Source organism: Mesorhizobium sp. M1182 (assembly GCF_040318335.1).
Lineage (GTDB): Bacteria > Pseudomonadota > Alphaproteobacteria > Rhizobiales > Rhizobiaceae > Mesorhizobium.
Genome location: NZ_JAMYMD010000017.1, coordinates 43182 through 62687, shown reverse-complemented (window position 1 = coordinate 62687; position 19506 = coordinate 43182). Strand labels below are relative to the sequence as shown.

Genomic DNA, 19506 nt, shown 5'->3' with positions numbered 1-19506 from the left:
CGCACTTCGACGTTGCTCCTGACAGCCTGCTGTCAGCAGCCAAATTGCGCGCGGCACCCTTCACCACTCCGCTCTTTCCATTTTGGCCGATACCTCCCATATTCGGGGCCATGGCCAGACTCTCCGACAAGAAAACGCCGCCGCCGGCGAATGACGAGCGCGCTTCGCCGCCCAAGCGGCGCAGTCCGCTGACCGATTTCCTCGATGCGTCGGAGCCCCTGTACAAGGGCGGCTTTGCCGAGGCGCCGCAGGCCGAGTTCACCGGCGCGCCGCTGACCGGCTCGATCGCCGACTGGGCCGAACAGATCGAGCAGGAAGCCGAGAAGGAAGGGCGTCAAATCTCCCCCCTCGAGGGGGAGATGTCGCCGAAGGCGACAGAGGGGGTCGGCAAAGGAAGCGCTCGGCGTCAAGGGTCGCCGAGCACTGCCGCACCGACCCCACCCGGCGGCTCCGCCGCCACCCTCCCCTCGAGGGGGAGGGAAGGCGCCAAGTCTGCCAAGAAAATCCCGGAGCGCTCCTCTTCTCCCGGCCGTACGGCACGCGGCACCTCGATGGGCGGCGCGGCTTCGGCGCGGGAGCGCACTGCGGCCGGTCTCAACCCTGTCGCTGGCCTCGATGTCTCCCTGGAAGAGGCCGAGACCATGGCCTCGGGCGGCGTCACCGCGACCGTCGCGGCGCTGTCGGCGCTGATCGAATCCGGCAATCCGCTGCACAAGGACGGCGTGCTGTGGACGCCGCACCGCCCTGCCCGGCCTGAGAAATCCGAAGGTGGCATCGCCATCAGGATGGTCTCGGATTTCGAGCCGGCCGGCGACCAGCCGACGGCGATCAAGGATCTCGTCGAAGGCGTCGACCGCAACGACCGCACCCAGGTGCTGCTCGGCGTCACCGGCTCGGGCAAGACCTTCACCATGGCCAAGGTGATCGAGGAGACGCAGCGCCCCGCTCTGATCCTGGCGCCCAACAAGACGTTGGCCGCGCAGCTCTACTCCGAGTTCAAGAAATTCTTCCCGGAAAACGCCGTCGAGTATTTCGTCAGTTACTACGACTATTACCAGCCGGAGGCCTATGTGCCACGGACCGACACCTACATCGAGAAGGAATCCTCGATCAACGAGCAGATCGACCGCATGCGCCATTCGGCGACGCGTTCGCTGCTTGAGCGCGACGACGTCATCATCGTCGCCTCGGTGTCCTGCATCTACGGTATCGGCTCGGTCGAGACCTACACGGCGATGACCTTCCAGATGCAGATCGGCGACCGGCTCGACCAGCGCGCGCTGCTCGCCGACCTCGTCGCCCAGCAATACAAGCGCCAGGATATCAATTTCGTCCGCGGTTCGTTCCGGGTGCGCGGCGACACGATCGAGATCTTCCCGGCCCACCTTGAGGATCGCGCCTGGCGCATCTCGCTGTTCGGCGACGAGATCGAGGCGATCACCGAGTTCGATCCGCTGACCGGCCAGAAGACCGGCGAGCTGAAGAGCGTCAAGATCTACGCCAATTCGCACTATGTGACGCCGCGGCCGACCTTGAATCAAGCCATCAAGTCGATCAAGGAAGAACTGAAGTATCGCCTGCAAGAGCTTGAAAAGGCTGGCCGCCTGCTTGAGGCGCAGCGGCTTGAGCAGCGCACCCGCTTCGACCTGGAGATGCTGGAGGCGACCGGGTCCTGCGCCGGCATCGAGAACTATTCGCGCTATCTGACCGGCCGCCAGCCGGGCGATCCGCCTCCAACCTTGTTCGAATACATACCCGACAATGCGCTGGTCTTCGTCGACGAAAGTCACGTCACCATACCGCAGATCGGCGGCATGTATCGCGGCGACTTTCGTCGCAAGGCGACGCTGGCCGAGTATGGTTTCCGCCTGCCGTCCTGCATGGACAACCGGCCGCTGCGCTTCGAGGAATGGGACGCCATGCGCCCGCTCTCCGTCGCGGTTTCGGCGACGCCCGGCGCCTGGGAGATGGAGCAGTCCGGCGGCGTCTTCGCCGAGCAGGTCATCCGCCCGACCGGCCTCATCGACCCGCCGGTCGAAGTACGCCCGGCCAAGACGCAGGTCGACGACGTCGTCGGCGAAATCCGCGAAACCACGAAGGCCGGCTACCGCACGCTGGTGACCGTGCTGACCAAGCGCATGGCCGAGGATTTGACCGAATATCTGCATGAGCAAGGCATACGCGTGCGCTATATGCACTCCGACATCGACACGCTGGAGCGCATCGAGATCCTGCGCGACCTGCGCCTCGGCGCCTTCGACGTGCTCGTCGGCATCAACCTGTTGCGCGAAGGCCTCGACATTCCCGAATGCGGTTTCGTCGCCATTCTCGATGCCGACAAGGAAGGTTTCCTGCGCTCCGAGACATCGCTGATCCAGACGATCGGCCGCGCCGCCAGAAACGTCGACGGCAAGGTCATCCTCTATGCCGACCAGATCACCGGCTCGATGGAGCGGGCAATGGCCGAGACCAACCGCCGTCGCGAAAAGCAGATGGAGTGGAACGCGGCCAACGGCATCACCCCGGAATCGGTCAAGTCGCGCATTTCGGACATCCTGGACTCGGTCTACGAAAAAGATCATGTCCGCGCCGATATCTCGCAGTTCACCGACAGCGCCGGCGCGATGATGGGCAACAATCTGAAAGCGCATCTCGACGCCCTGGACAAGCAGATGCGCGATGCCGCCGCCAATCTCGATTTCGAGAAGGCAGCCCGTATCCGCGACGAGATCAAGCGGCTGCGCGAGATGGAGCTGTCCATCTCCGACGATCCGCTGGCCAAATATGCCGACATGGAAAGCCCGGTCTCGGGCCGCGAAAAGGGCAAGCACAACAAGGGCGTGGCCAAACACCGTACATCGGAGGAACAGGAGCGTTTCCGCAAGCTCGACGAGGCACGTTCGGCCGAAGAGGCGGCCCGGCCCAACCTCTTCCGCAAGCCGGCACTCGACGAGATGGGCGCCGACGGCGCCGTGCCGGTGAAGAAGCCGCTGTTTTCGAAGCCCTCGCTCGACGCCATGGGGCCGGGCACGGATATGCCGACCCCGGCCGGCGCAGTGTCGCGTTCGCTGTTCAAGAAGCAGTCGGCCGAAGAGGCGCACGGCTCCGACTTCGGCATCCCGGGCGAACCGACCAAGCCGCTATTCAAGAAGAACTCGCTCGACGAGATGACCGTGCGGCGGACGGAAAAGCCGGTCGAAGGAAAGGTGCCAGCGAAACCACAGCCGATCTCCCCCGGTGTGGGGGAGATGCGCGGCAGGGCAGAGGGGGGCGCAAAGGAACGCAACGATTCCGCCAAACCCATTGTCCGCCAGCGCAGTGGTATCGGCTCCTACGAAGACCCGGCCGACGCCCGCCGTGAAAAGCGCCGCCCCGGCAAGACGGGGCGCCCGGGACGCTAGCGAGCTTCCCTTCTCCCCTTGGAGGAGAAGGTGGATCGGCGCGCAGCGCCGAGACGGTTGAGGGGTGCTGGACGGATCGCCGTCGGTGCCAAGCTGGAGCACCCCTCATCCGACCGCTTCGCGGCCACCTTCTCCCACAAGTGGAGAAGGGGGAGCCTAGCCACTTGCCATCGGCCCTAGCCTTGGTGTAGCCAGTTTCTACAACTCGAACGTCTTGAAAGGAGGGCTGCGTGTTATTTTCTCACCACCGTCAGCGCGGCCCTGTCTTTGCCCTGCGAGCTAGCTTGCAGGGCTGACCAGGGACGGTCCGGGTTTTTCCCCGCTTCGATTTTTTGGTCTGCCCTTCGTGGTGCGCAATGCCGAGCCTAATGGCTGGCACGTGCACCGTCAAAGTGCATTGAGCCGGGCTCCGGCAAGACCAGAGAAATCAAAATGGCCCTGATCAGCCTCAAATCCCTCGGCGTCACCCTGAATGCGCCGCTGTTTTCCAACCTCGACCTCACCATCGGCACCGGCGACCGGCTCGGCATCGTCGCCGCCAATGGGCGCGGCAAATCCACTTTGCTGAAGTGCCTGACCGGCGAGATGGAGCCGACATCAGGCGACATCACCCGTACGCGCGGCCTGCGCGTCGGCTATGTCGAGCAAGTCGTCCCGGCAGCGCTGGCCGGGCGCAGCTTCCAGCAGGTGGTCGCTGATGCCTTGCCGGCCGGACAGGTCGAAAGCGAACAATGGCGCGTCGATGTGGTTCTTGACTCGCTTGACGTGCCAGAACCGATGCGCGGGCGGCCAATGCAGGCGCTGAGCGGCGGCTGGCAAAGGCTGGCGTTGATCGCCCGCGTCTGGGTCACCGATCCCGACGTCCTGCTTCTCGACGAGCCGACCAACCATCTCGACCTCGGCAAGATCAGCCAGCTCGAGACCTGGCTGAACGCGCTGCCGCGCGAGGTGCCGGTGGTGATCGCCAGCCATGACAGGGCGTTCCTCGATGCCACGACCAACCGCACGCTGTTCCTGCGTCCCGAACAATCACCGGTGTTTTCGCTGCCCTATTCGCGGGCGAGGCTTGCGCTGGACGAGGTCGACGCCTCGACCGAACGCAAGTTCCAGCGCGACATGAAAGTGGCGCAGCAGCTGCGCCGGCAAGCGGCCAAGCTCAACAATATCGGCATCAATTCCGGCAGCGACCTTTTGACGGTCAAGACCAAGCAGCTCAACCAGCGGGCAGAGCGCCTGGAAGAAGCGGCAGCGCCGGCACACCGCGAAAAGTCGGCGGGCGCGATCAAGCTTGCCAACCGCGGCAGCCATGCCAAGGTGCTGATCACGCTCGACGAGTTGGTGGTCGGAACACCTGACGGCACGGTTCTGTTCAGCACCGGCAAGCGCCACATCTGCCAAGGCGACCGCATCGTCCTGCTCGGCCGTAACGGCGTCGGCAAATCACGGCTGATCGGCCTGATCCGGAACGCCATCGTCGAGCCGGAAACGGCGGCGCAAAGCCTGAAGGTGACACCGTCGACCGTGCTCGGTCATAGCGACCAGGCGCTGTCCGGCATCGACGGCGATGACACGCCGCTGGCGATGCTCTCGCGCAAATTCGACGTCGGCGAGCAGCGCGCCCGCTCGCTGCTCGCGGGCGCCGGCGTCAGCATCGACATGCAGGAGCGAAGGATCGGCGTGCTGTCCGGTGGGCAAAAGGCGCGGCTGATGATGCTGGCGCTGAGGCTCGCCAATCCCAACTTCTATTTGCTCGACGAGCCGACCAACCACCTCGATATTGATGGCCAGGAGGCGCTGGAAGCGGAATTGCTGGAACATCAGGCGAGCTGCCTGCTTGCCTCGCACGACCGCTCCTTCATCCGCGCGGTTGGCAACCGCTTCTGGCTGATCGAGAAACGGCGGCTGACCGAGGTCGACGACCCGGAAGCTTTCTTCCGGGAGGTAGCCGAAGCCGGCGGTTAAAAAATTGCGGAAAAAATCCGGCGCTCTGTCGGATGATGATCGCATGCCACGTCCTTGGGTTGCCGACACGGTGATGCCGGCGCCAATCGAGGAGAAAGCATCATGTCCATTCTGTCATCCATAGGTCACGCCGTAACGCGTTACTCGGCGGCTCGCGCCCGTTATCGCAGCGAACGCGCCATCCTGTCATTGCCGATCGAGCTGCGCAAAGATATTGGCTGGCCGGAAATCGTCGTCGACGCGCAAAACAGCCCGCGGATTCGCATCGAAGGTTGAAGGTGGCAGTTGGCCGTCGCGGCAGGCGCCATTTCAAATCCAAAAAACCATCGGCCGTGTAGGATCGTCGCCGTTCCGTTCGTCCTGTGGTTCGCAAAGGCAAACCAGACGCAAAGAGGAGCATGACATGAATGACCAGCCGCAGACCCAGCCCGCCGCCAAAGTGCGTGGCGGATTGACGCCCTACCTTCAGCTTGACGGCGCTTTCAAAGCCGCAGAATTTTACCAAAAGGCCTTCGGTGCCGAGCAGGTCTTTGCCTATCCGCCGGACGAACAGGGCCGTACCATGCATATCCATCTCCACATCAACGGTTCGACCCTGATGCTTTCCGACTTCTATCCCGAGCATGGAATGGCCGCTGTGAAGCCGCAGGGCTACACCATGCAGCTCCATCTCGGCAGCGACGACATCGACGCCTGGTGGCAGCGGGCCATCGAGGCGGGCTGCGAGGAAGTCGTGCCGTTGCAAGTGATGTTCTGGGGTGATCGCTGGGGCAATATGCGTGATCCGTTCGGCGTCGAATGGGCAATGAACGCACCGGTGAAAGCAGCTTAGCATTCCACACAGGCTGTGTCTGAAATCACCTCTCCCGCTCCAGAGGGAGAGGAAAACGATCGCATGGAGGAAATCAGATGTCCTATGTCGACGGTTTCGTACTTGCCGTACCGAAGGCAAAGCTCGATGCTTACAAGAAGCTGGCGGAAACCGGCGGCGCCGTCTGGAAGGAGCACGGTGCTCTTGCCTACGTCGAATGCGTCGGCGACGACGTCCCTTATGGCGAGCTCACCTCGTTCCCGCGCGCCGTACAGGCCAAGGACGACGAGGTCGTCATCTTCTCATGGGTGGTCTACGAATCGCGCCAGAGCCGCGACGCGGTGATGGCCAAGGTGATGGCCGACCCGCGCCTCAAGTCGGACTGGGAGACCATGCCATTCGACGGCAAGCGCATGATCTTTGGCGGTTTTCAGCCCTTCATCGAGCTGTAGGCGCCCCTCGATCAAGTTTGTCGTGCAGCGGCTTCAGCCGGTCGCCATAGCGCTTCCACAGGTCGACCGAGCCCTGATACATCGGCTGGCGCACTTGCGCAGCCGACGCCGTTCGCACCGGCCGGTCGGTCTCGTGGAACGACAGCACGGCGTCGTCCCACGGCAGGCCGAGATGGGCGATCAGCGCCCGCGACCGGCCTTCCTGGTCGGCGACGAAATCCTCGTAGCGAACGTCGTGCACGACATCAGGCAGCACGGCATGCCAGTGCGCCATGATGTCGGTGTACAGATTGTGGAAATCGGCGAGCTCGTCGAGATCGTAGCCGTAGCGATGGCTGTCGCCGCGGAAGTGCACCTTGTAGATCGACAGGCAGGTCGCCGCCGCATCGCGCGCGCAATGGATGATCTTGGCCCGCGGCAGCATCATGTGGATGAAACCGACCAACAGGAAATTGCCGGGCATCTTGTCGGTGACGTGTCGAGAACCCGGATAGCGGGCGTGCAGCATGTCGAGATAGGCCTGGCCGGCCTCGGCATAGGCCTTGTCGGGCATGTCGGCGATGCCCCAGGGAAAGCCGCCCTTCATGCTGAGCGGAAACTGCTTGCCGACCGCCGTCTTCAATATGCTGAGCTCGCCGGCGCCATAGACCTGCGGATGGCTGGCGATGATCTGCTCGACCAGCGTGGTGCCGGAACGCGGCATGCCGACGACGAAGATCGGCGTGTCCTCGGCTATCTCGCTCGGCTTGTGCCTTTCAAAAAAGGCCTTGTCGAACACCGCCTTCATCGCCTCGAACTCGCCGCGCGTCTTGCCGGCGTCGTAGTCGATGCCCTGGCGGCGGATCGCGTTGCCTTCGGCGAAATAGTCGAAGGCGCGGCCATACTCCCTGAGGTCGTCATTGGCCTTGCCGAGACCGAAGGAAAGCTGCATGCGCGCCAGGCTGCCTTGCGGCGCCTTGGCGTGCTCCGCCTCCATGCGGGCAAGCTCGGCGTCGCGCTCCTTTTGGCGCTTGACCTGGGTAAGCATCAGCCAGGCCCTCGCCATGCCGGGGTCCACAGCCAGCGCCTGCCTGAAAAGATCCGCAGCCTCGTCGAGATTGCCCTTTTCCATCAGCCCGACACCCAGGCCGTGCAAAAGATCGGCATCCTTCGGCCGGATCGTCAGCGCCTCGCGAAAAACAGCCAGTGCCTCATCCAGCCGGCCCGCTTCCTGCAGCGTTTCGGCAAGCCCGACGCGGGCGCGGACATGGAACGGGTTGCGGCCGATCGTGCCGCGATAAATATCCTCGGCGCCTTCGAATTGGCCGAGCTGCTTCAGCGACGAGCCGAGATTGTCACGCGCCGCCAGCTGGTCCGGCCGAATCGCCACCACCTTGCGGAAGAGATCGGCGGCGGCCGCGACCCGGCCGAGGTCGCGCAGCACGGTGCCGAGATTGTTGAGGAAATCCGGATTGTTCGGTTGCAGACGCACCGATTGTTCGATCAGCGCCAGCCCCTCGGCGCTGCGCCCGGTCTGGTGCAGCAGAAGCCCGAGGAAATGCGCAGCAGCCGGGTGGTTGGCCTTTTGCGCCAGCACCTGTCGGTAAAGCGCCTCGGCTTCCTGCCGGCGCCCGGCCTGGTGCAGCTGCAGCGCCTGCTGCACGTGCTGGTCGAGCCCCAGCGGCGGCTGTCCGCCTGAGCCGTAACGTGCGCCTGCCGGTTGTCTCGGATCTCTGTTGATGGGAAACCTGCCGTGTTGTCCGCCTGCCGCGATCTAGGCCATCGCTGCGGCGCGTGCAAGAGCAGACGGCGGTCGCTACGAAGCAAAACTTCGAACCCGGGGGAGCCTACCGAAAGTCGGCCGGCGTCAGCACATACATGTTCCTGCGGCCGTGCGAGTAGGCTTGGCGCGCAATCTCGTGGATCGACGAACGCTTGGCGTCGAAGGCGCTGAGAAATTCGGCCTCGGCTCCGCTTGCTGCCGGGTTTGCCGCCGAAAGTGCCGCGACCTCGACAAAGAACGGGACTTCGAGCATGCCGTCATGGCCGACGAAACGAATGCGCTTGGCCGCCGGGTCATAGGAGCGGCTGGGATTGGGAAAATTGAGCGTCATGGCTTGCGCGTCAAATCAGGCGGTTGCTTTCGGCAAGCTGGCGCGCCCGCCGCGCCGTGCCGTCGGTGTCGGCAATCCTTCGCCTTGCCGCCTCGTCGCTTCTTATCGTGAGACGCGGCGACAAGACCTTTATCGGCTTTGCGACAGGACTGACTGCAACTGTCGGGACATCCGGTGTTCTTGCGGAGTTCATGACTCTCTTCCTTCCATTGCTAGATAAATACAAATGCCGGAGGAATTTTTTCGGAAGTTCTTCAAACAATTTTTGAGGTGCACCGGGACCGTATCATCGTTCTGCGGATAACTATAGAAAAGTAATTTGACGTTGGTAGGGGTAAGAGGCCGAAAACTTCTTGAATAAGTCGTATTTTCAGACTAGAGGTATGAAACCGTTTGGGTCATGCTTGGCCCCGCGGTGTCAGGGATTCTCGGCCCGCCAAACTTATCCAAATCGCCGACACCTGGTACCGCAATGCAGGCTCCGCTTCCGGGGCAGGCCGGAAAGAAACTTCAAGGCACGAGAACTTCAAGGCACAAGCGAGAACTTCGAGGCGCACAAGAATGTCTGCTCGCACCACCCATTCCATAGCGCATTTCGCGGCACCTTTCGTGCTTGGCGGGCTGGATGGCATGCAGCCGGCCGGCGACTATGACATCGACCACGACGAAGAACTGATCGACGGCATGTCCTGGCCTGCCTGGCGCCGCGTCGCCACTTTCATCCATCTGCCGGCAAGGACAGTGAAAAGCGCGACCAGCCAGCTTGTCGCCATTGACCATGCCGAGCTCGACGCAGCGCTTCGGCACGACCAGGAGAATGTCACATGATCCGCTTCCAGCAGAATGCGCGGCGCACGGACACGCCGGCGCATATCTTCACCGTCGGCCAGACCGTCCGCATGAAGAGCCGCACCGGCCTTGCCCAAAAGACCGCGGAGCTGTTCCAGATCAAGAGCCGGCTGCCGGTCAAGGACGGCTCGCCGCAATATCGCATCCGCAGCGATCAGGAGACCTATGAGCGGGTCACCACGGAAGACAATCTCGAACCGGTCGACAACCCGGCCAACTGAGCCGACGCGCCACAACGCTGCTTCACATGCTGATAATGCCGCAGATCCGCATCTCCAACGGGAACGGCGCTGAGCTCTACGCCGGCCCCCAGATGGTGCTTATCCGGCCAGGCTGTAGGTCGGTGCGCTAGCAGGGCCCGTCATCGACGACGCGATAATCCGCCGCGCGGGCTTCGCATTCGTTGGGGAATGTGCGCAGTTCGCCATGGCGACGGGCACAGACTGGGCGGTATTCGCGGGTGCAGAATGTCTGCTCCTCACCGCCACCACCACCGCCGCGGCACTCGCCCTCGCGAATGATGCGGTATCCGGCCCGTTCGGCAAGGCAGGCATTGGCGAAGGTCTGGCGGTCGCCGCCGCGCCGGGCACAGACCGGGTCATATTGCCTAGTGCAGAATTGCGGCCCCGGCCGTGGCGGGCGCGGCCCCGGCCCCTCATCATCCACCACGACGGTGCAGGCTGCGAGAATTGCCGACAGGAACAGGATGGAAAAAACCTGCCGCGGAAAGATTGCCGCAAGAAACCGCATGAATGTTCTCTCCCTCGAAACTCCGGCCCGCACAAATGGTGCCTGGGTCAGGCCGATCCTCGTCATTCCGCTGCCAGATGCAACCCCTGTTTGCAACTGGCGAGCCAGAGCGGTATGCCGGCGCAAGCCAAGACAGCACCTGCCCCGCTTGCTGGACCATGCCTGGGTGAAGTCTGGCCGATGACCGCGCAGCGAACCCGGACTATCGGTGCGATGCGTCGGGATGCGCCTGTTGGGGCCGCCCGCGGCTGTGTCTTGCAAGCATCACGTTTCCGTGCGATAAATTTTGTGTTCGGGCATTTGCGACCCGGAGAGCGGAACGTTTTGGACGACCTTTCCCCGATACTGTGAATCTCTGACAGCCCCGTTTTCGGCGGGGGGTTTTACCATGCGCCAATGCATGACTGCCGAAGCAACCACCGGGACTTGCCCACGGCGCCAGGCGGCGGGCGGAACCACCAAGACTGACACGGGTGAAGGAGTTTCCCCAATGGCCCAGACCGGCACCGTTAAATTCTTCAACGCTACCAAAGGCTTCGGCTTCATCACGCCCGATGGCGGCGCCAAGGATGTGTTCGTCCACATCTCGGCGATCGAGGCTTCCGGGCTGCGCACGCTCGTCGACGGTCAGAAGGTCACCTTCGATGTCGAGCCCGACCGTATGGGCAAGGGTCCGAAAGCGGTCAATCTCCGCGCCGCCTGAACGGCGGCGTTCCGCGCGTCCTTTCGGGGTGTGAGGATGCTGCAAGGCTTTTGAGTGAACTTGAATTCTGTAAAGGCGCGGCGGTTTTCGTCGCGCCTTTTGTGTTCCGGGATGCTTGCCGGCACCCGCAAAACTTTCTCTTGCCGATGGCACTAAAATAAAGGACAAATTTCCGTCCGGGCATTTGCCGGCCCGAGACTGGACTTGTGGGATCAAAGGAGCTTCCCATGCCGCAGACCGGCACCGTCAAATTCTTCAATCACGCCAAGGGCTTCGGCTTCATCACGCCGGACGACGGGGCAAAGGATGTCTTCGTCCATATTTCGGCCGTGCAGGCGTCGGGTCTTCCCGGTCTCGAGGATGGGCAGAAAGTGACATTCGACACCGAGCCGGACAAGCGCGGCAAGGGTCCGAAAGCCGTCAACCTGTCGATCGGCTGAACCACCCCCGGGCAGAATGGACGTGGGCCGGTCTGGCCTGCGGTATTTGCCGCACGCTTGAACCGCCCAGTTAGATGAACCGCCTGGCCAAATTTCGTTCAGCCCCCGTTCAGCCACGGTCGCATATTAATCTTCGTTAAAGCCGGACCGCATCCCCCGAAACGACCCGGGCCGGCACGAAGGAGACTGACATGAACCGAATTTTCAAGACTGCCATCCTGTCCGCCGCGGTCGTTGCGACCACGCTTGCGACCTTGCCCGCGGCCAATGCCGACGAATGGCGCCATCACCGCCGCCACCACGGCCACGGCGACGCCGTTGCGGCCGGCGTGCTCGGCCTTGCGGCCGGTGCCCTGATCGGCGGTGCGCTCGCCAGCCCGCAGCCCCGCTATTACGACCCGGCCTATGATGATGAATACTACAGGCCTGCCCCGGTGCGCCGTTATTACGTGCAGCCGCGAGTGGCCTATGCCGAAAGCTATGCGGAGCCGTGGACCCGCGGCTGGTACGAATACTGCTCGGACCGCTACCGGAGCTTCAACGCCCGTACCGGCACGTTCACCGGCTATGACGGCGAACAGCATTTCTGCACCGCCAATTAGCGGAGGCAGTTTCCCGTCGGAAAAAAGCGCGGTCGCACAGGCCGCGCTTTTTGTTTCCGGCAAGCGGTTTCAGACCAGAAAAGGATTGCTCCGCCGCTCCTCACCAAAACGGCCGCCGGGACCATGGCCGCAGATAAAGCCGATGTCGTCGCCCAACGGCAAAAGCTTCTCCTTGATCGAGGCGATCAGCGCGGCGTGGTTGCCGCCCGGCAGATCGGTGCGGCCGACCGAACCGCGGAACAGCACGTCGCCGACATGGGCGAACTTCGCAGCCCGGCTATAGTAGACGACGTGGCCGGGTGCATGGCCCGGACAATGGAGCACCTCGAACACGTGCGAGCCGAACGAAACGGTCTCGCCTTCGGCAAGGAACCGGTCGGGGACACAGTTGCGCACGGGATCGGTGATGCCGTAGCGCTTTGCCTGGTTCTCGAGATTGGCGAGCAGCGGCCGGTCGGCGGCATGCGGACCGATGATCTCGATACCGAGCGCCTCCTTCAACTCCATGGCCCCGCCGGCATGGTCGATATGGCCGTGCGTAATCCAGATCGCGCCGGCAGTGATCGCATTGTCCTCGAGCGCCGCCAGCACCTTGTCGATGTCGCCGCCCGGATCGACGACAACGCCTTGCCTGTCGTCCATGTCGAAGAGGATGGTGCAGTTCTGCTGGAACGGCGTGACCGGCACGATGCCGGCGTTGAGCTGACCCATATTCGTCCTTTCACGCTGTCGGAGCGCTGCGCGTCCCCTCGAACGCGTCAGGAGAGCTCCAACCTTGAACCAGGCCCTGATGTAGAGACACACGCGAACGGCGTCCACCGCTCCCACAAACGGCAAACGAAATGGGCGGCCGAAGCCGCCCATTTGAAAACCTGAAACGTCAAAGCTTATTTCTTCATCGCGTTCATGACCGCACCGATGATGCCGGTCAGGATGGCGCCGCCGCCGGCACCGCCAACGATATTTGAAATGTTCAACGCGCTGCCGGCCCCTGCCGCCGTGGCGGCGGCTGCCGGATCGACCGAGCCACCCAGCAGACTGTTGAGGATGGCCGCACCGCCGACGCCGCCGACAGCGCCGCCCAGGATTTTGGTAAGCTGCCCCATCGCCGCAGTCTTGATAGCCGCGCCAACCGCCTGACCACCGATGATACCCGTAATCACCTGAATAATGATCGGAAGAAGCGTGTTCATATCCATATTTCCAGTCCCTCCATAGCTGCCAGCCTCCCGGGCCGACCCCATCATGAGACGCCGAATTGTGTGAAAGTCAAATGCAGAAGCGCTTAAATAAAAGGGGCGGCCCGAAAACCGCCCTTACTAGTTAAAAAAGCTGTGACTTTCGTTATTCTGCAGCGATTGCGTGCTTGGGCTGAACGGCCGCAGAATAGTCATTCATCAGCGTCTTGGCGATTTCGCCGACCTCGAATCGGTATGGACCGATCTCCGAAACCGGCGTCACCTCGGCTGCCGTCCCGGTGAGGAAGCACTGCTGGAAGCCTTCAAGCTCATCCGGCATGATGGCGCGCTCGATCACCTCCAAACCGCGGTCCTTGGCAAGGCCGATAACCGTGCGGCGGGTGATGCCGTCGAGGAAGCAATCAGGCTTGGGCGTATGGATCTTGCCGTCCTTGACGAAGAAGATGTTGGCGCCTGTCGCTTCCGCCACCTGGCCACGCCAGTCGAGCATCATGGCGTCGGCATAGCCCTTTGCCTCGGCGGCATGCTTGGACATGGTGCAAATCATGTAGAGGCCGGCCGCCTTCGATTTCGACGGTGCGGTGCGCGGGTCGGGGCGGCGCCATTCGGCCATGTCGAGGCGGATCCCCTTGAGCTTCTGCGCCGGGTCGAAATAGCTTGGCCACTGCCAGATGGCGATGGCGCAGTTGATCCGACTGTTCTGTGCGGAAACGCCCATCTGTTCGCTGCCGCGCCACGCGATCGGCCGGACATAGGCGTCCTGGAAACCTTGCTTCTTCAACAGCGTGCGGCAGGCGTCGTCGATCTCGGCGACCGAGTAGGGTATCTTGAAGCCAAGCAGGCGCGCCGATTCATGCAGGCGTTCGGTGTGGTCGGTCAGCTTGAAAATTTCGCCCCCATAAGCGCGCTCGCCCTCGAATACCGCGCTGGCGTAGTGCAGCCCGTGGGTCAAGACGTGGATCTTGGCGTCGGCCCATTTGACGAATTCGCCGTTCATCCAGATAAAGCCGTCCAGTTGGTCGAAGGGAACGGATGCCATGGTAACCTCCCGCGGGCGGCAGCCCGCACATCATTGTGTCGTTGCGTGTTTCGCCTCGGCCGCTGCGGGCGGCCATTGTCTCAAAGCGTAGGCGGATATTTAAGGTCTGGCAAACTCAGGAAGTTCCGGAAAAAACGGCTTCGCTTGCCTTTTCGTTCGCAATCCGCCGAAAAGCTTGCCAAAAATTACCATCGCGCGGAAAATACGTCAATAGTGCTGACATAATTTCCTGCTTCACACGGAGAAAAGATGACGAGCCACGCAGCCGCAGAGCCGATCAGGACAGCGATCACCGACGAGGACGGCATCGATTTCGCCATCATCGAGTTGTTCTTCTTCGCCTATCGCGACTTTACCTCCGATCCGGACCAGATCCTGGCCGATTACGGTTTTGGCCGCGCCCATCATCGGGTGTTGCATTTTGTCAATCGCCGGCCCGGCCTGACGGTCGCCGAGCTCCTCGATGTGCTCAAGATCACCAAGCAGAGCCTGGCGCGCGTGCTCAAGCAACTGATCGACACCGACCATATCGTGCAATTGCAGGGCCCCCGCGACCGCCGCCAGCGCGAGCTTTATCCGACGGCCAAGGGCCGTGCTCTGGCGCTGGCACTGGCGCGGCCACAGTCGCGCCGCATCCATGCTGCATTGGAAGATTCCGGAGCCACCGAACGCGCCGTTATCGAACGGTTCCTTGAAGCGATGGTAAATCCGGAACTAAGGGCGCAGATCGACATTGTGCCCGCAAAGATGTCAGGGAAAAACCATGGAGACCATTGAGAGGGTTGATCATCCGACAGCACCGGAAGACGACGCGCCGCATCTGCTGGTGGTCGACGACGACACCCGTATCCGCAATCTTCTGAAACAGTATCTGACCGAAAACGGTTTTCGCGTCACCGTCGCCGGAAATTCTGGCGAGGCGAGGCGCAAGCTCGCCGGCCTCGACTTCGATCTGATCGTGCTCGACGTCATGATGCCGGGTGAAAGCGGCGTCGATCTCACCAAGGCGCTGCGGGCCGAGAAAAACGTGCCGATCCTGATGCTCACCGCACTGTCCGAAACCGACAGCCGGATCACCGGGCTCGAGGCCGGTGCCGACGACTATCTGCCTAAACCGTTCGACCCGCGCGAGCTGATCCTGCGCATCAACAATATCCTGCGCCGCGGCGGCCCCGCGACGACGCCCAAGGTCGAACAGCTGGTCTTTGGCCCCTATACGTTCCAGATCGCCAGGCGTGAGCTGAAGCGCGGCGGCGAGGCGCTCAAGCTGACCGACCGCGAGCAGGAAATCCTGGCGATCTTCGCTGCGCGTGCCGGCGAAACGATACCGCGGCATGAGCTTGTCGGCGATGAATCCGAGGTCGGCGAGCGCACGATCGACGTCCAGATCAACCGGCTGCGCCGCAAGATCGAACGCGATCCGTCCAATCCGGTCTGGCTGCAGACCGTGCGCGGTATTGGGTATCGGCTCAGCGTGGAATAGAATGCCGCCGACAGCGGCCCTTTGCCGGGTCCCGGTGAGCGAAAGGACGAATGGCGACCACGCAACTCGAACGGCCGGGAGATGGCGGCTTCAGCGCCCGCGCGACGCGGGCGCTCAAGGCCGTGCCGCGCGCCTGGAACCGTTTCTGGCGCCTGGTGTCGCTTTACATGCCGAAGCGGCTCTATGCCCGCTCGCTGATCATCGTCATCGCGCCAATGATCATGCTGCAGTCGGTCGTCGCCTTTGTCTTCATGGAGCGCCACTGGCAGACCGTGACGCAACGCCTGTCGCAGGCCACGGTGCGCGACATCGCCGCCATCATCGACCTGATAGAGACCTATCCTCACGACGCCGACTACGCCAACGTCATCCGCATCGCCCAGGATCGCATGCAGCTGAAGGTCGACCTCCTACCGCCCGACCCGCTGCCGCCTCCCGGGCCAAAGCCGTTCTTCTCGATCCTCGACGAGATCCTCTCGTCCGAGATCACCCGCCAGATCAACCGTCCGTTCTGGATCGATACGGTCGGCAATTCCAATATCGTCGAGGTCCGTGTCCAGCTCGAGAACAAGGTGCTGCGCGTCTTCGTGCGCCGCAGCCAGGCCTATGCATCGAACACCCATATTTTCCTGATCTGGATGGTCGGCACCTCGCTGGTGCTGCTGATGATAGCCATTCCCTTCCTGCGCAACCAGATCCGGCCGATTCTGACGCTGGCCGAGGCGGCCGAGAGCTTCGGCAAGGGCCGGCCGATGCCGCGCGATTTTCGCCCGCGCGGCGCGGAGGAAGTCCGCCGCGCCGGCTTTGCCTTCATCCAGATGCGCGAACGCATCGAACGCCAGCTCGAGCAGCGCACCGCCATGCTGACCGGCGTCAGCCACGATCTGAGGACCATCCTCACCCGCTTCAAACTGCAATTGGCGCTTGCCGGGACCAAGGCGGCCGATACCCAGGCACTCGACCAGGACATCGACGACATGCAGTCGATGCTGGAAGGCTACCTTGCCTTTGCACGCGGCGAAGCTTCGGAAGACGCCGGTCAGTTCGATCTCGAAGCCTTCTTCGACAAGCTTCGCGAGGAAGCCGCGCTGCGCAAGCGCAAGCTGTCGACCGTGCTTGTCGGCGATCCGCATGTGCACGTGCGCCCCAATGCCTTTGCCCGGCTGCTGTCCAATGTCGTCGGCAATGCATTCCGCTATGCCAAGACGGTGGAGATCAATGCCAATCATGGGCGCGGTTCGCTGCTCGTCACCATCGACGATGACGGCCCGGGAATTCCGCCCGAAAAGCGAGAGGATGTATTCAAGCCGTTCGTGCGGCTGGACGAGGCCCGCAACCTCGACGCCAGCGGCACCGGCCTTGGCCTCTCCATCGCACGAGACATTGCCCGCAGCCATGGCGGCGACATTGTCCTCGAACGCAGCCCGCTCGGCGGCCTTCGGGCGGTGATCAAGGTCCCCGCTTGACGGCAGCGACACCCGGCCTTCATCGGCCCGTCATGAAACCATGGTGAAGAGCGCCAATGAAGCGCGCGATCCTGATTGATTCGGCCCTGCGGCCTCATTTCGACCCCGCGCCTGCCCAGGTGCGCTGGTGCGACGCCCGAGCTGCGGCGTGGTCGCCGCTCAGGCGTCGCGGCGAGGCAATCAAGCTTGCCGCCAAGGGACCGCCATGCGCATCCTGATGGTCACCGACGCCTGGCGCCCGCAAGTCAACGGCGTCGTCCACACGCTAGAGCGTCTCTCGGAGACCCTGAAATCCTTCGATATCGAGACGGACTTCCTGACGCCGAATATCTTTCGCACCCTGCCTCTGCCGACCTATCCCGATATCAGGCTGGCGCTGACGACGCCGCACCGCGTGGCGCAGCTGATCGAGGCACGCAAGGTGGACCACATCCATATCGTCACCGAAGGACCGCTCGGCATTATGGCCCGGCGCTACTGCCGCAACGCCGGCCGCCCGTTCACGACCAGCTATCACACACGTTTTCCGGAATATCTGAGCGCGCGCCTGCCGGTGCCTGAAGCATGGGCCTATCGCTGGCTGCGTGATTTCCACAATTCAGGACAGGGCACGCTGGTTGCCACCCAGTCGCTTGCCGACGATCTTGCGGCCCGCGGCTTCACCAAGCTCCGGCCGTGGACGCGCGGCGTCGACACCGATCATTTTCGGCCGGACAAAAGAAAGGACCTGGGATTTCCCGGACCGATCTTCCTCTGCGTCGGCCGCGTCGCGATCGAAAAGAACCTGCCGGCCTTCCTAGACCTCGACCTGCCCGGCAGCAAGTTGGTCGTAGGCGAAGGGCCGGAATTGGCGAAGCTGAAGGCCAGATATCCCGATGCCCATTTCGTTGGCCATCGTCCGAACGACGAACTGGCCGAGATCTACGCCTCGGCCGATGCTTTCGTCTTCCCCAGCCGTACCGACACGTTCGGCAACGTCATCATCGAGGCGCTGGCCAGCGGCACGCCGGTCGCAGCCTATCCCGTCACCGGACCCATCGATATTGTGGGTGACGGCATCGGCGGCGCGGTGTCGGACGACCTGCGGCAAGCAGCGCTCGCCGCCCTTCACGTCGACCGCGCCGAGGCGCGGCAACGCGCAATGCGCTACAGCTGGAAGACCTGCGCGGAAATGTTCATGGAAACGGTCGAAGAAGCGCTGGGTACCAGGCGTAAACTGGCTGCGTGAACAACAGCGCAGCTAGAACAACCTGCCGCCGTCCGGCACTTTGCGTTCGATTGCCCCAAGCACCACCGCGCCCTCTTCATCGGGAAAGCCGAGCGTCAGCACTTCCGACATGAATGGCCCGATCTGACGCGGCGGGAAATTGATCACAGCGAACACCTGCCGGCCGATCAGGGCTTCGGGCGAATAGTATTTCGTGATCTGGGCCGAGGATTTCTTCACCCCGATCACGGGACCGAAATCGATTTTCAACTTGATCGCCGGCTTGCGCGCCTCGGGAAAAGGCTCTGCCTCGACGATCGTGCCGGCGCGGATGTCGACGCGGTCGAAATCGGCAAAGCTGATCTCGGGTTTTCGCGCGTTGCTCGAAACCATCGACGGTCAGGCGTTTCCGTAGGTTTCGAACAGCACGCCGGCCAACGCATCCTTGGCCGAAGTTCCCGACCAGACGACGAACTGGAACGCCTGGAAATAGCATTCGCAGGCCTCCAGCGCCGACGACAGCAGCACCTCGACCTGCTGGCTCGACGGCTCGACCCCACCGGCCAGCAGCAGCGACTGGCGGAACATGATGGCGCCTTCCTGCTCCCAGAGATCGAAATGGCCAAACAGCATCTGCTCGTTGATCAGCGAAAGCAGCCGCATCACCTCGAGCGCGCGCGCCTCCGGGACCTTGATGTCGAAGGCGCAGGCCAGGTGCAGCGCCTCGTAGTCCTCCATCCAGGAGAATGAAACGTGGTAGTCGGTCCAGCTTCCGGCAACCGAGATCGAGATCTCGTCGTCGCCGGCCCGCTCGAAGGACCAATCGTTGTTGTGCGCCACCTGCTCGATAACATCCACCGGATGGATTTCGCGGGAGAATTCGAGTTCGAGAAGTTCCATGAAATGCTTCCTGTCGTTCTGGGAGCGCCACCACACGCTCCGCGGGAGAGGCACACTCGAACAATTCTGCCTAGAACTCGGACGGCCAGGACTTCGTCAACGCAAAGACCCCGGACCGGACCCCACCGCCCGGCGCATGACCCTGCTCC

General features: G+C 62.8%; 23 protein-coding genes. 14 read left to right on the top strand and 9 right to left on the bottom strand.

Annotated features, from left to right (window positions below; genetic code table 11):
• Positions 1-110 precede the first annotated feature (110 nt).
• The 5 genes from uvrB (at position 111) to NKH33_RS20025 (ending at position 6626) form a co-directional block, all read left to right on the top strand.
• Complete coding sequence (uvrB, locus tag NKH33_RS20045) at positions 111-3401, top strand: excinuclease ABC subunit UvrB (RefSeq protein WP_352921137.1); 3291 nt, start codon at positions 111-113, stop codon at positions 3399-3401.
• A 432-nt stretch (positions 3402-3833) separates the two neighbouring features.
• Positions 3834-5363: an ABC-F family ATP-binding cassette domain-containing protein gene (locus NKH33_RS20040; protein ID WP_352469763.1), complete on the top strand. Its 1530-nt coding sequence runs from the start codon at positions 3834-3836 to the stop codon at positions 5361-5363.
• A 102-nt stretch (positions 5364-5465) separates the two neighbouring features.
• Positions 5466-5639, top strand: coding sequence for a hypothetical protein (locus NKH33_RS20035; RefSeq protein WP_023719167.1), 174 nt, complete (start codon positions 5466-5468; stop codon positions 5637-5639).
• Positions 5640-5766: 127 nt separating this feature from the next.
• On the top strand, positions 5767-6195 hold the full coding sequence (locus NKH33_RS20030) for a VOC family protein (RefSeq protein ID WP_352921135.1): 429 nt from the start codon (positions 5767-5769) through the stop codon (positions 6193-6195).
• A gap of 77 nt (positions 6196-6272) precedes the next feature.
• A complete protein-coding gene (locus tag NKH33_RS20025; protein ID WP_023678403.1) occupies positions 6273-6626 on the top strand; it encodes a DUF1428 domain-containing protein in 354 nt (117 codons plus the stop codon).
• Here the strand turns inward: NKH33_RS20025 and NKH33_RS20020 are convergent.
• The 3 genes from NKH33_RS20020 to NKH33_RS20010 form a co-directional block, all read right to left on the bottom strand.
• A complete protein-coding gene (locus NKH33_RS20020; RefSeq protein WP_352921133.1) occupies positions 6613-8268 on the bottom strand; it encodes a tetratricopeptide repeat-containing sulfotransferase family protein in 1656 nt (551 codons plus the stop codon). The two genes, NKH33_RS20025 and NKH33_RS20020, sit on opposite strands and share 14 nt — an antisense overlap.
• A 184-nt stretch (positions 8269-8452) precedes the next feature.
• Positions 8453-8719, bottom strand: a complete 267-nt coding sequence (locus NKH33_RS20015; RefSeq protein ID WP_352683477.1) for a DUF1488 family protein — start codon at positions 8717-8719, stop codon at positions 8453-8455.
• A 10-nt stretch (positions 8720-8729) separates the two neighbouring features.
• On the bottom strand, positions 8730-8912 hold the full coding sequence (locus NKH33_RS20010; protein WP_023678406.1) for a hypothetical protein: 183 nt from the start codon (positions 8910-8912) through the stop codon (positions 8730-8732).
• Positions 8913-9280: 368 nt separating this feature from the next.
• On the opposite strand from NKH33_RS20010, the gene NKH33_RS20005 reads away from it, so the two are divergent.
• Positions 9281-9547 carry a hypothetical protein gene (locus NKH33_RS20005; protein ID WP_352469759.1) on the top strand — a complete coding sequence of 89 codons (267 nt, stop codon included), beginning with the start codon at positions 9281-9283 and terminating at the stop codon, positions 9545-9547.
• A complete protein-coding gene (locus NKH33_RS20000) occupies positions 9544-9789 on the top strand; it encodes a hypothetical protein (RefSeq protein ID WP_023678408.1) in 246 nt (81 codons plus the stop codon). The genes NKH33_RS20005 and NKH33_RS20000 overlap by 4 nt, the downstream gene beginning before the upstream one ends.
• A gap of 127 nt (positions 9790-9916) precedes the next feature.
• Here NKH33_RS20000 and NKH33_RS19995 read toward each other — a convergent pair whose 3' ends face one another.
• A complete protein-coding gene (locus tag NKH33_RS19995) occupies positions 9917-10318 on the bottom strand; it encodes a Kazal-type serine protease inhibitor family protein (RefSeq protein ID WP_023678409.1) in 402 nt (133 codons plus the stop codon).
• Positions 10319-10808: 490 nt separating this feature from the next.
• Between NKH33_RS19995 and NKH33_RS19990 the strand changes: the two genes are divergently transcribed.
• The 3 genes from NKH33_RS19990 to NKH33_RS19980 all read left to right on the top strand — a co-directional run bounded on the left by NKH33_RS19990 (position 10809) and on the right by NKH33_RS19980 (position 12063).
• Positions 10809-11021: a cold-shock protein gene (locus tag NKH33_RS19990; protein ID WP_006202520.1), complete on the top strand. Its 213-nt coding sequence runs from the start codon at positions 10809-10811 to the stop codon at positions 11019-11021.
• 227 nt (positions 11022-11248) lie between these two features.
• Positions 11249-11461 carry a cold-shock protein gene (locus NKH33_RS19985; RefSeq protein WP_006202521.1) on the top strand — a complete coding sequence of 71 codons (213 nt, stop codon included), beginning with the start codon at positions 11249-11251 and terminating at the stop codon, positions 11459-11461.
• A 191-nt stretch (positions 11462-11652) separates the two neighbouring features.
• Positions 11653-12063, top strand: a complete 411-nt coding sequence (locus NKH33_RS19980) for a BA14K family protein (RefSeq protein ID WP_023678410.1) — start codon at positions 11653-11655, stop codon at positions 12061-12063.
• Positions 12064-12132: 69 nt separating this feature from the next.
• Here the strand turns inward: NKH33_RS19980 and NKH33_RS19975 are convergent, their stop codons facing one another.
• The 3 genes from NKH33_RS19975 to NKH33_RS19965 form a co-directional block, all read right to left on the bottom strand.
• Entirely contained in the window at positions 12133-12774 is a 642-nt protein-coding gene (locus tag NKH33_RS19975) for an MBL fold metallo-hydrolase (RefSeq protein WP_352450491.1), read from the bottom strand.
• 176 nt (positions 12775-12950) lie between these two features.
• Entirely contained in the window at positions 12951-13262 is a 312-nt protein-coding gene (locus tag NKH33_RS19970) for a hypothetical protein (RefSeq protein WP_352450492.1), read from the bottom strand.
• Between the two features lie 145 nt (positions 13263-13407).
• Entirely contained in the window at positions 13408-14301 is an 894-nt protein-coding gene (locus tag NKH33_RS19965) for a branched-chain amino acid aminotransferase (RefSeq protein ID WP_352450493.1), read from the bottom strand.
• A 249-nt stretch (positions 14302-14550) separates the two neighbouring features.
• On the opposite strand from NKH33_RS19965, the gene NKH33_RS19960 reads away from it, so the two are divergent.
• The 4 genes from NKH33_RS19960 (at position 14551) to NKH33_RS19945 (ending at position 18478) form a co-directional block, all read left to right on the top strand.
• Positions 14551-15078, top strand: coding sequence for a MarR family winged helix-turn-helix transcriptional regulator (locus tag NKH33_RS19960; RefSeq protein WP_352456926.1), 528 nt, complete (start codon positions 14551-14553; stop codon positions 15076-15078).
• Positions 15065-15784 carry a response regulator gene (locus tag NKH33_RS19955; RefSeq protein WP_023678415.1) on the top strand — a complete coding sequence of 240 codons (720 nt, stop codon included), beginning with the start codon at positions 15065-15067 and terminating at the stop codon, positions 15782-15784. The genes NKH33_RS19960 and NKH33_RS19955 overlap by 14 nt, the downstream gene beginning before the upstream one ends.
• 50 nt (positions 15785-15834) lie before the next feature.
• Positions 15835-17250 (top strand): ATP-binding protein, encoded by a 1416-nt coding sequence (locus NKH33_RS19950; RefSeq protein WP_352921130.1) that lies wholly within the window; start codon positions 15835-15837, stop codon positions 17248-17250.
• Between the two features lie 205 nt (positions 17251-17455).
• Complete coding sequence (locus tag NKH33_RS19945; RefSeq protein ID WP_352850315.1) at positions 17456-18478, top strand: glycosyltransferase family 4 protein; 1023 nt, start codon at positions 17456-17458, stop codon at positions 18476-18478.
• A gap of 12 nt (positions 18479-18490) precedes the next feature.
• On the opposite strand, the gene NKH33_RS19940 is transcribed toward NKH33_RS19945, so the two are convergent.
• A complete protein-coding gene (locus tag NKH33_RS19940) occupies positions 18491-18850 on the bottom strand; it encodes a tRNA-binding protein (protein WP_352850314.1) in 360 nt (119 codons plus the stop codon).
• A 6-nt stretch (positions 18851-18856) separates the two neighbouring features.
• Positions 18857-19357, bottom strand: coding sequence for a type III secretion system chaperone family protein (locus NKH33_RS19935; protein ID WP_023678420.1), 501 nt, complete (start codon positions 19355-19357; stop codon positions 18857-18859).
• Positions 19358-19506: the final 149 nt, after the last annotated feature.

Coding starts and splice junctions, on each gene's coding strand:
- NKH33_RS20015 (WP_352683477.1), bottom strand. CDS start 8,719: ATGACGCTCAATTTTCCCAATCCCAGCCGCTCCTATGACCCGGCGGCC.
- NKH33_RS19940 (WP_352850314.1), bottom strand. CDS start 18,850: ATGGTTTCGAGCAACGCGCGAAAACCCGAGATCAGCTTTGCCGATTTC.
- NKH33_RS19990 (WP_006202520.1), top strand. CDS start 10,809: ATGGCCCAGACCGGCACCGTTAAATTCTTCAACGCTACCAAAGGCTTC.
- NKH33_RS19950 (WP_352921130.1), top strand. CDS start 15,835: ATGGCGACCACGCAACTCGAACGGCCGGGAGATGGCGGCTTCAGCGCC.
- NKH33_RS19970 (WP_352450492.1), bottom strand. CDS start 13,262: ATGGATATGAACACGCTTCTTCCGATCATTATTCAGGTGATTACGGGT.
- NKH33_RS19945 (WP_352850315.1), top strand. CDS start 17,456: ATGCGCATCCTGATGGTCACCGACGCCTGGCGCCCGCAAGTCAACGGC.
- NKH33_RS19955 (WP_023678415.1), top strand. CDS start 15,065: ATGGAGACCATTGAGAGGGTTGATCATCCGACAGCACCGGAAGACGAC.
- NKH33_RS20035 (WP_023719167.1), top strand. CDS start 5,466: ATGTCCATTCTGTCATCCATAGGTCACGCCGTAACGCGTTACTCGGCG.
- uvrB (WP_352921137.1), top strand. CDS start 111: ATGGCCAGACTCTCCGACAAGAAAACGCCGCCGCCGGCGAATGACGAG.
- NKH33_RS19980 (WP_023678410.1), top strand. CDS start 11,653: ATGAACCGAATTTTCAAGACTGCCATCCTGTCCGCCGCGGTCGTTGCG.
- NKH33_RS19995 (WP_023678409.1), bottom strand. CDS start 10,318: ATGCGGTTTCTTGCGGCAATCTTTCCGCGGCAGGTTTTTTCCATCCTG.
- NKH33_RS20025 (WP_023678403.1), top strand. CDS start 6,273: ATGTCCTATGTCGACGGTTTCGTACTTGCCGTACCGAAGGCAAAGCTC.
- NKH33_RS20010 (WP_023678406.1), bottom strand. CDS start 8,912: ATGAACTCCGCAAGAACACCGGATGTCCCGACAGTTGCAGTCAGTCCT.
- NKH33_RS19935 (WP_023678420.1), bottom strand. CDS start 19,357: ATGGAACTTCTCGAACTCGAATTCTCCCGCGAAATCCATCCGGTGGAT.
- NKH33_RS20000 (WP_023678408.1), top strand. CDS start 9,544: ATGATCCGCTTCCAGCAGAATGCGCGGCGCACGGACACGCCGGCGCAT.
- NKH33_RS19985 (WP_006202521.1), top strand. CDS start 11,249: ATGCCGCAGACCGGCACCGTCAAATTCTTCAATCACGCCAAGGGCTTC.
- NKH33_RS19975 (WP_352450491.1), bottom strand. CDS start 12,774: ATGGGTCAGCTCAACGCCGGCATCGTGCCGGTCACGCCGTTCCAGCAG.
- NKH33_RS20040 (WP_352469763.1), top strand. CDS start 3,834: ATGGCCCTGATCAGCCTCAAATCCCTCGGCGTCACCCTGAATGCGCCG.
- NKH33_RS20030 (WP_352921135.1), top strand. CDS start 5,767: ATGAATGACCAGCCGCAGACCCAGCCCGCCGCCAAAGTGCGTGGCGGA.
- NKH33_RS20005 (WP_352469759.1), top strand. CDS start 9,281: ATGTCTGCTCGCACCACCCATTCCATAGCGCATTTCGCGGCACCTTTC.
- NKH33_RS19960 (WP_352456926.1), top strand. CDS start 14,551: ATGACGAGCCACGCAGCCGCAGAGCCGATCAGGACAGCGATCACCGAC.
- NKH33_RS19965 (WP_352450493.1), bottom strand. CDS start 14,301: ATGGCATCCGTTCCCTTCGACCAACTGGACGGCTTTATCTGGATGAAC.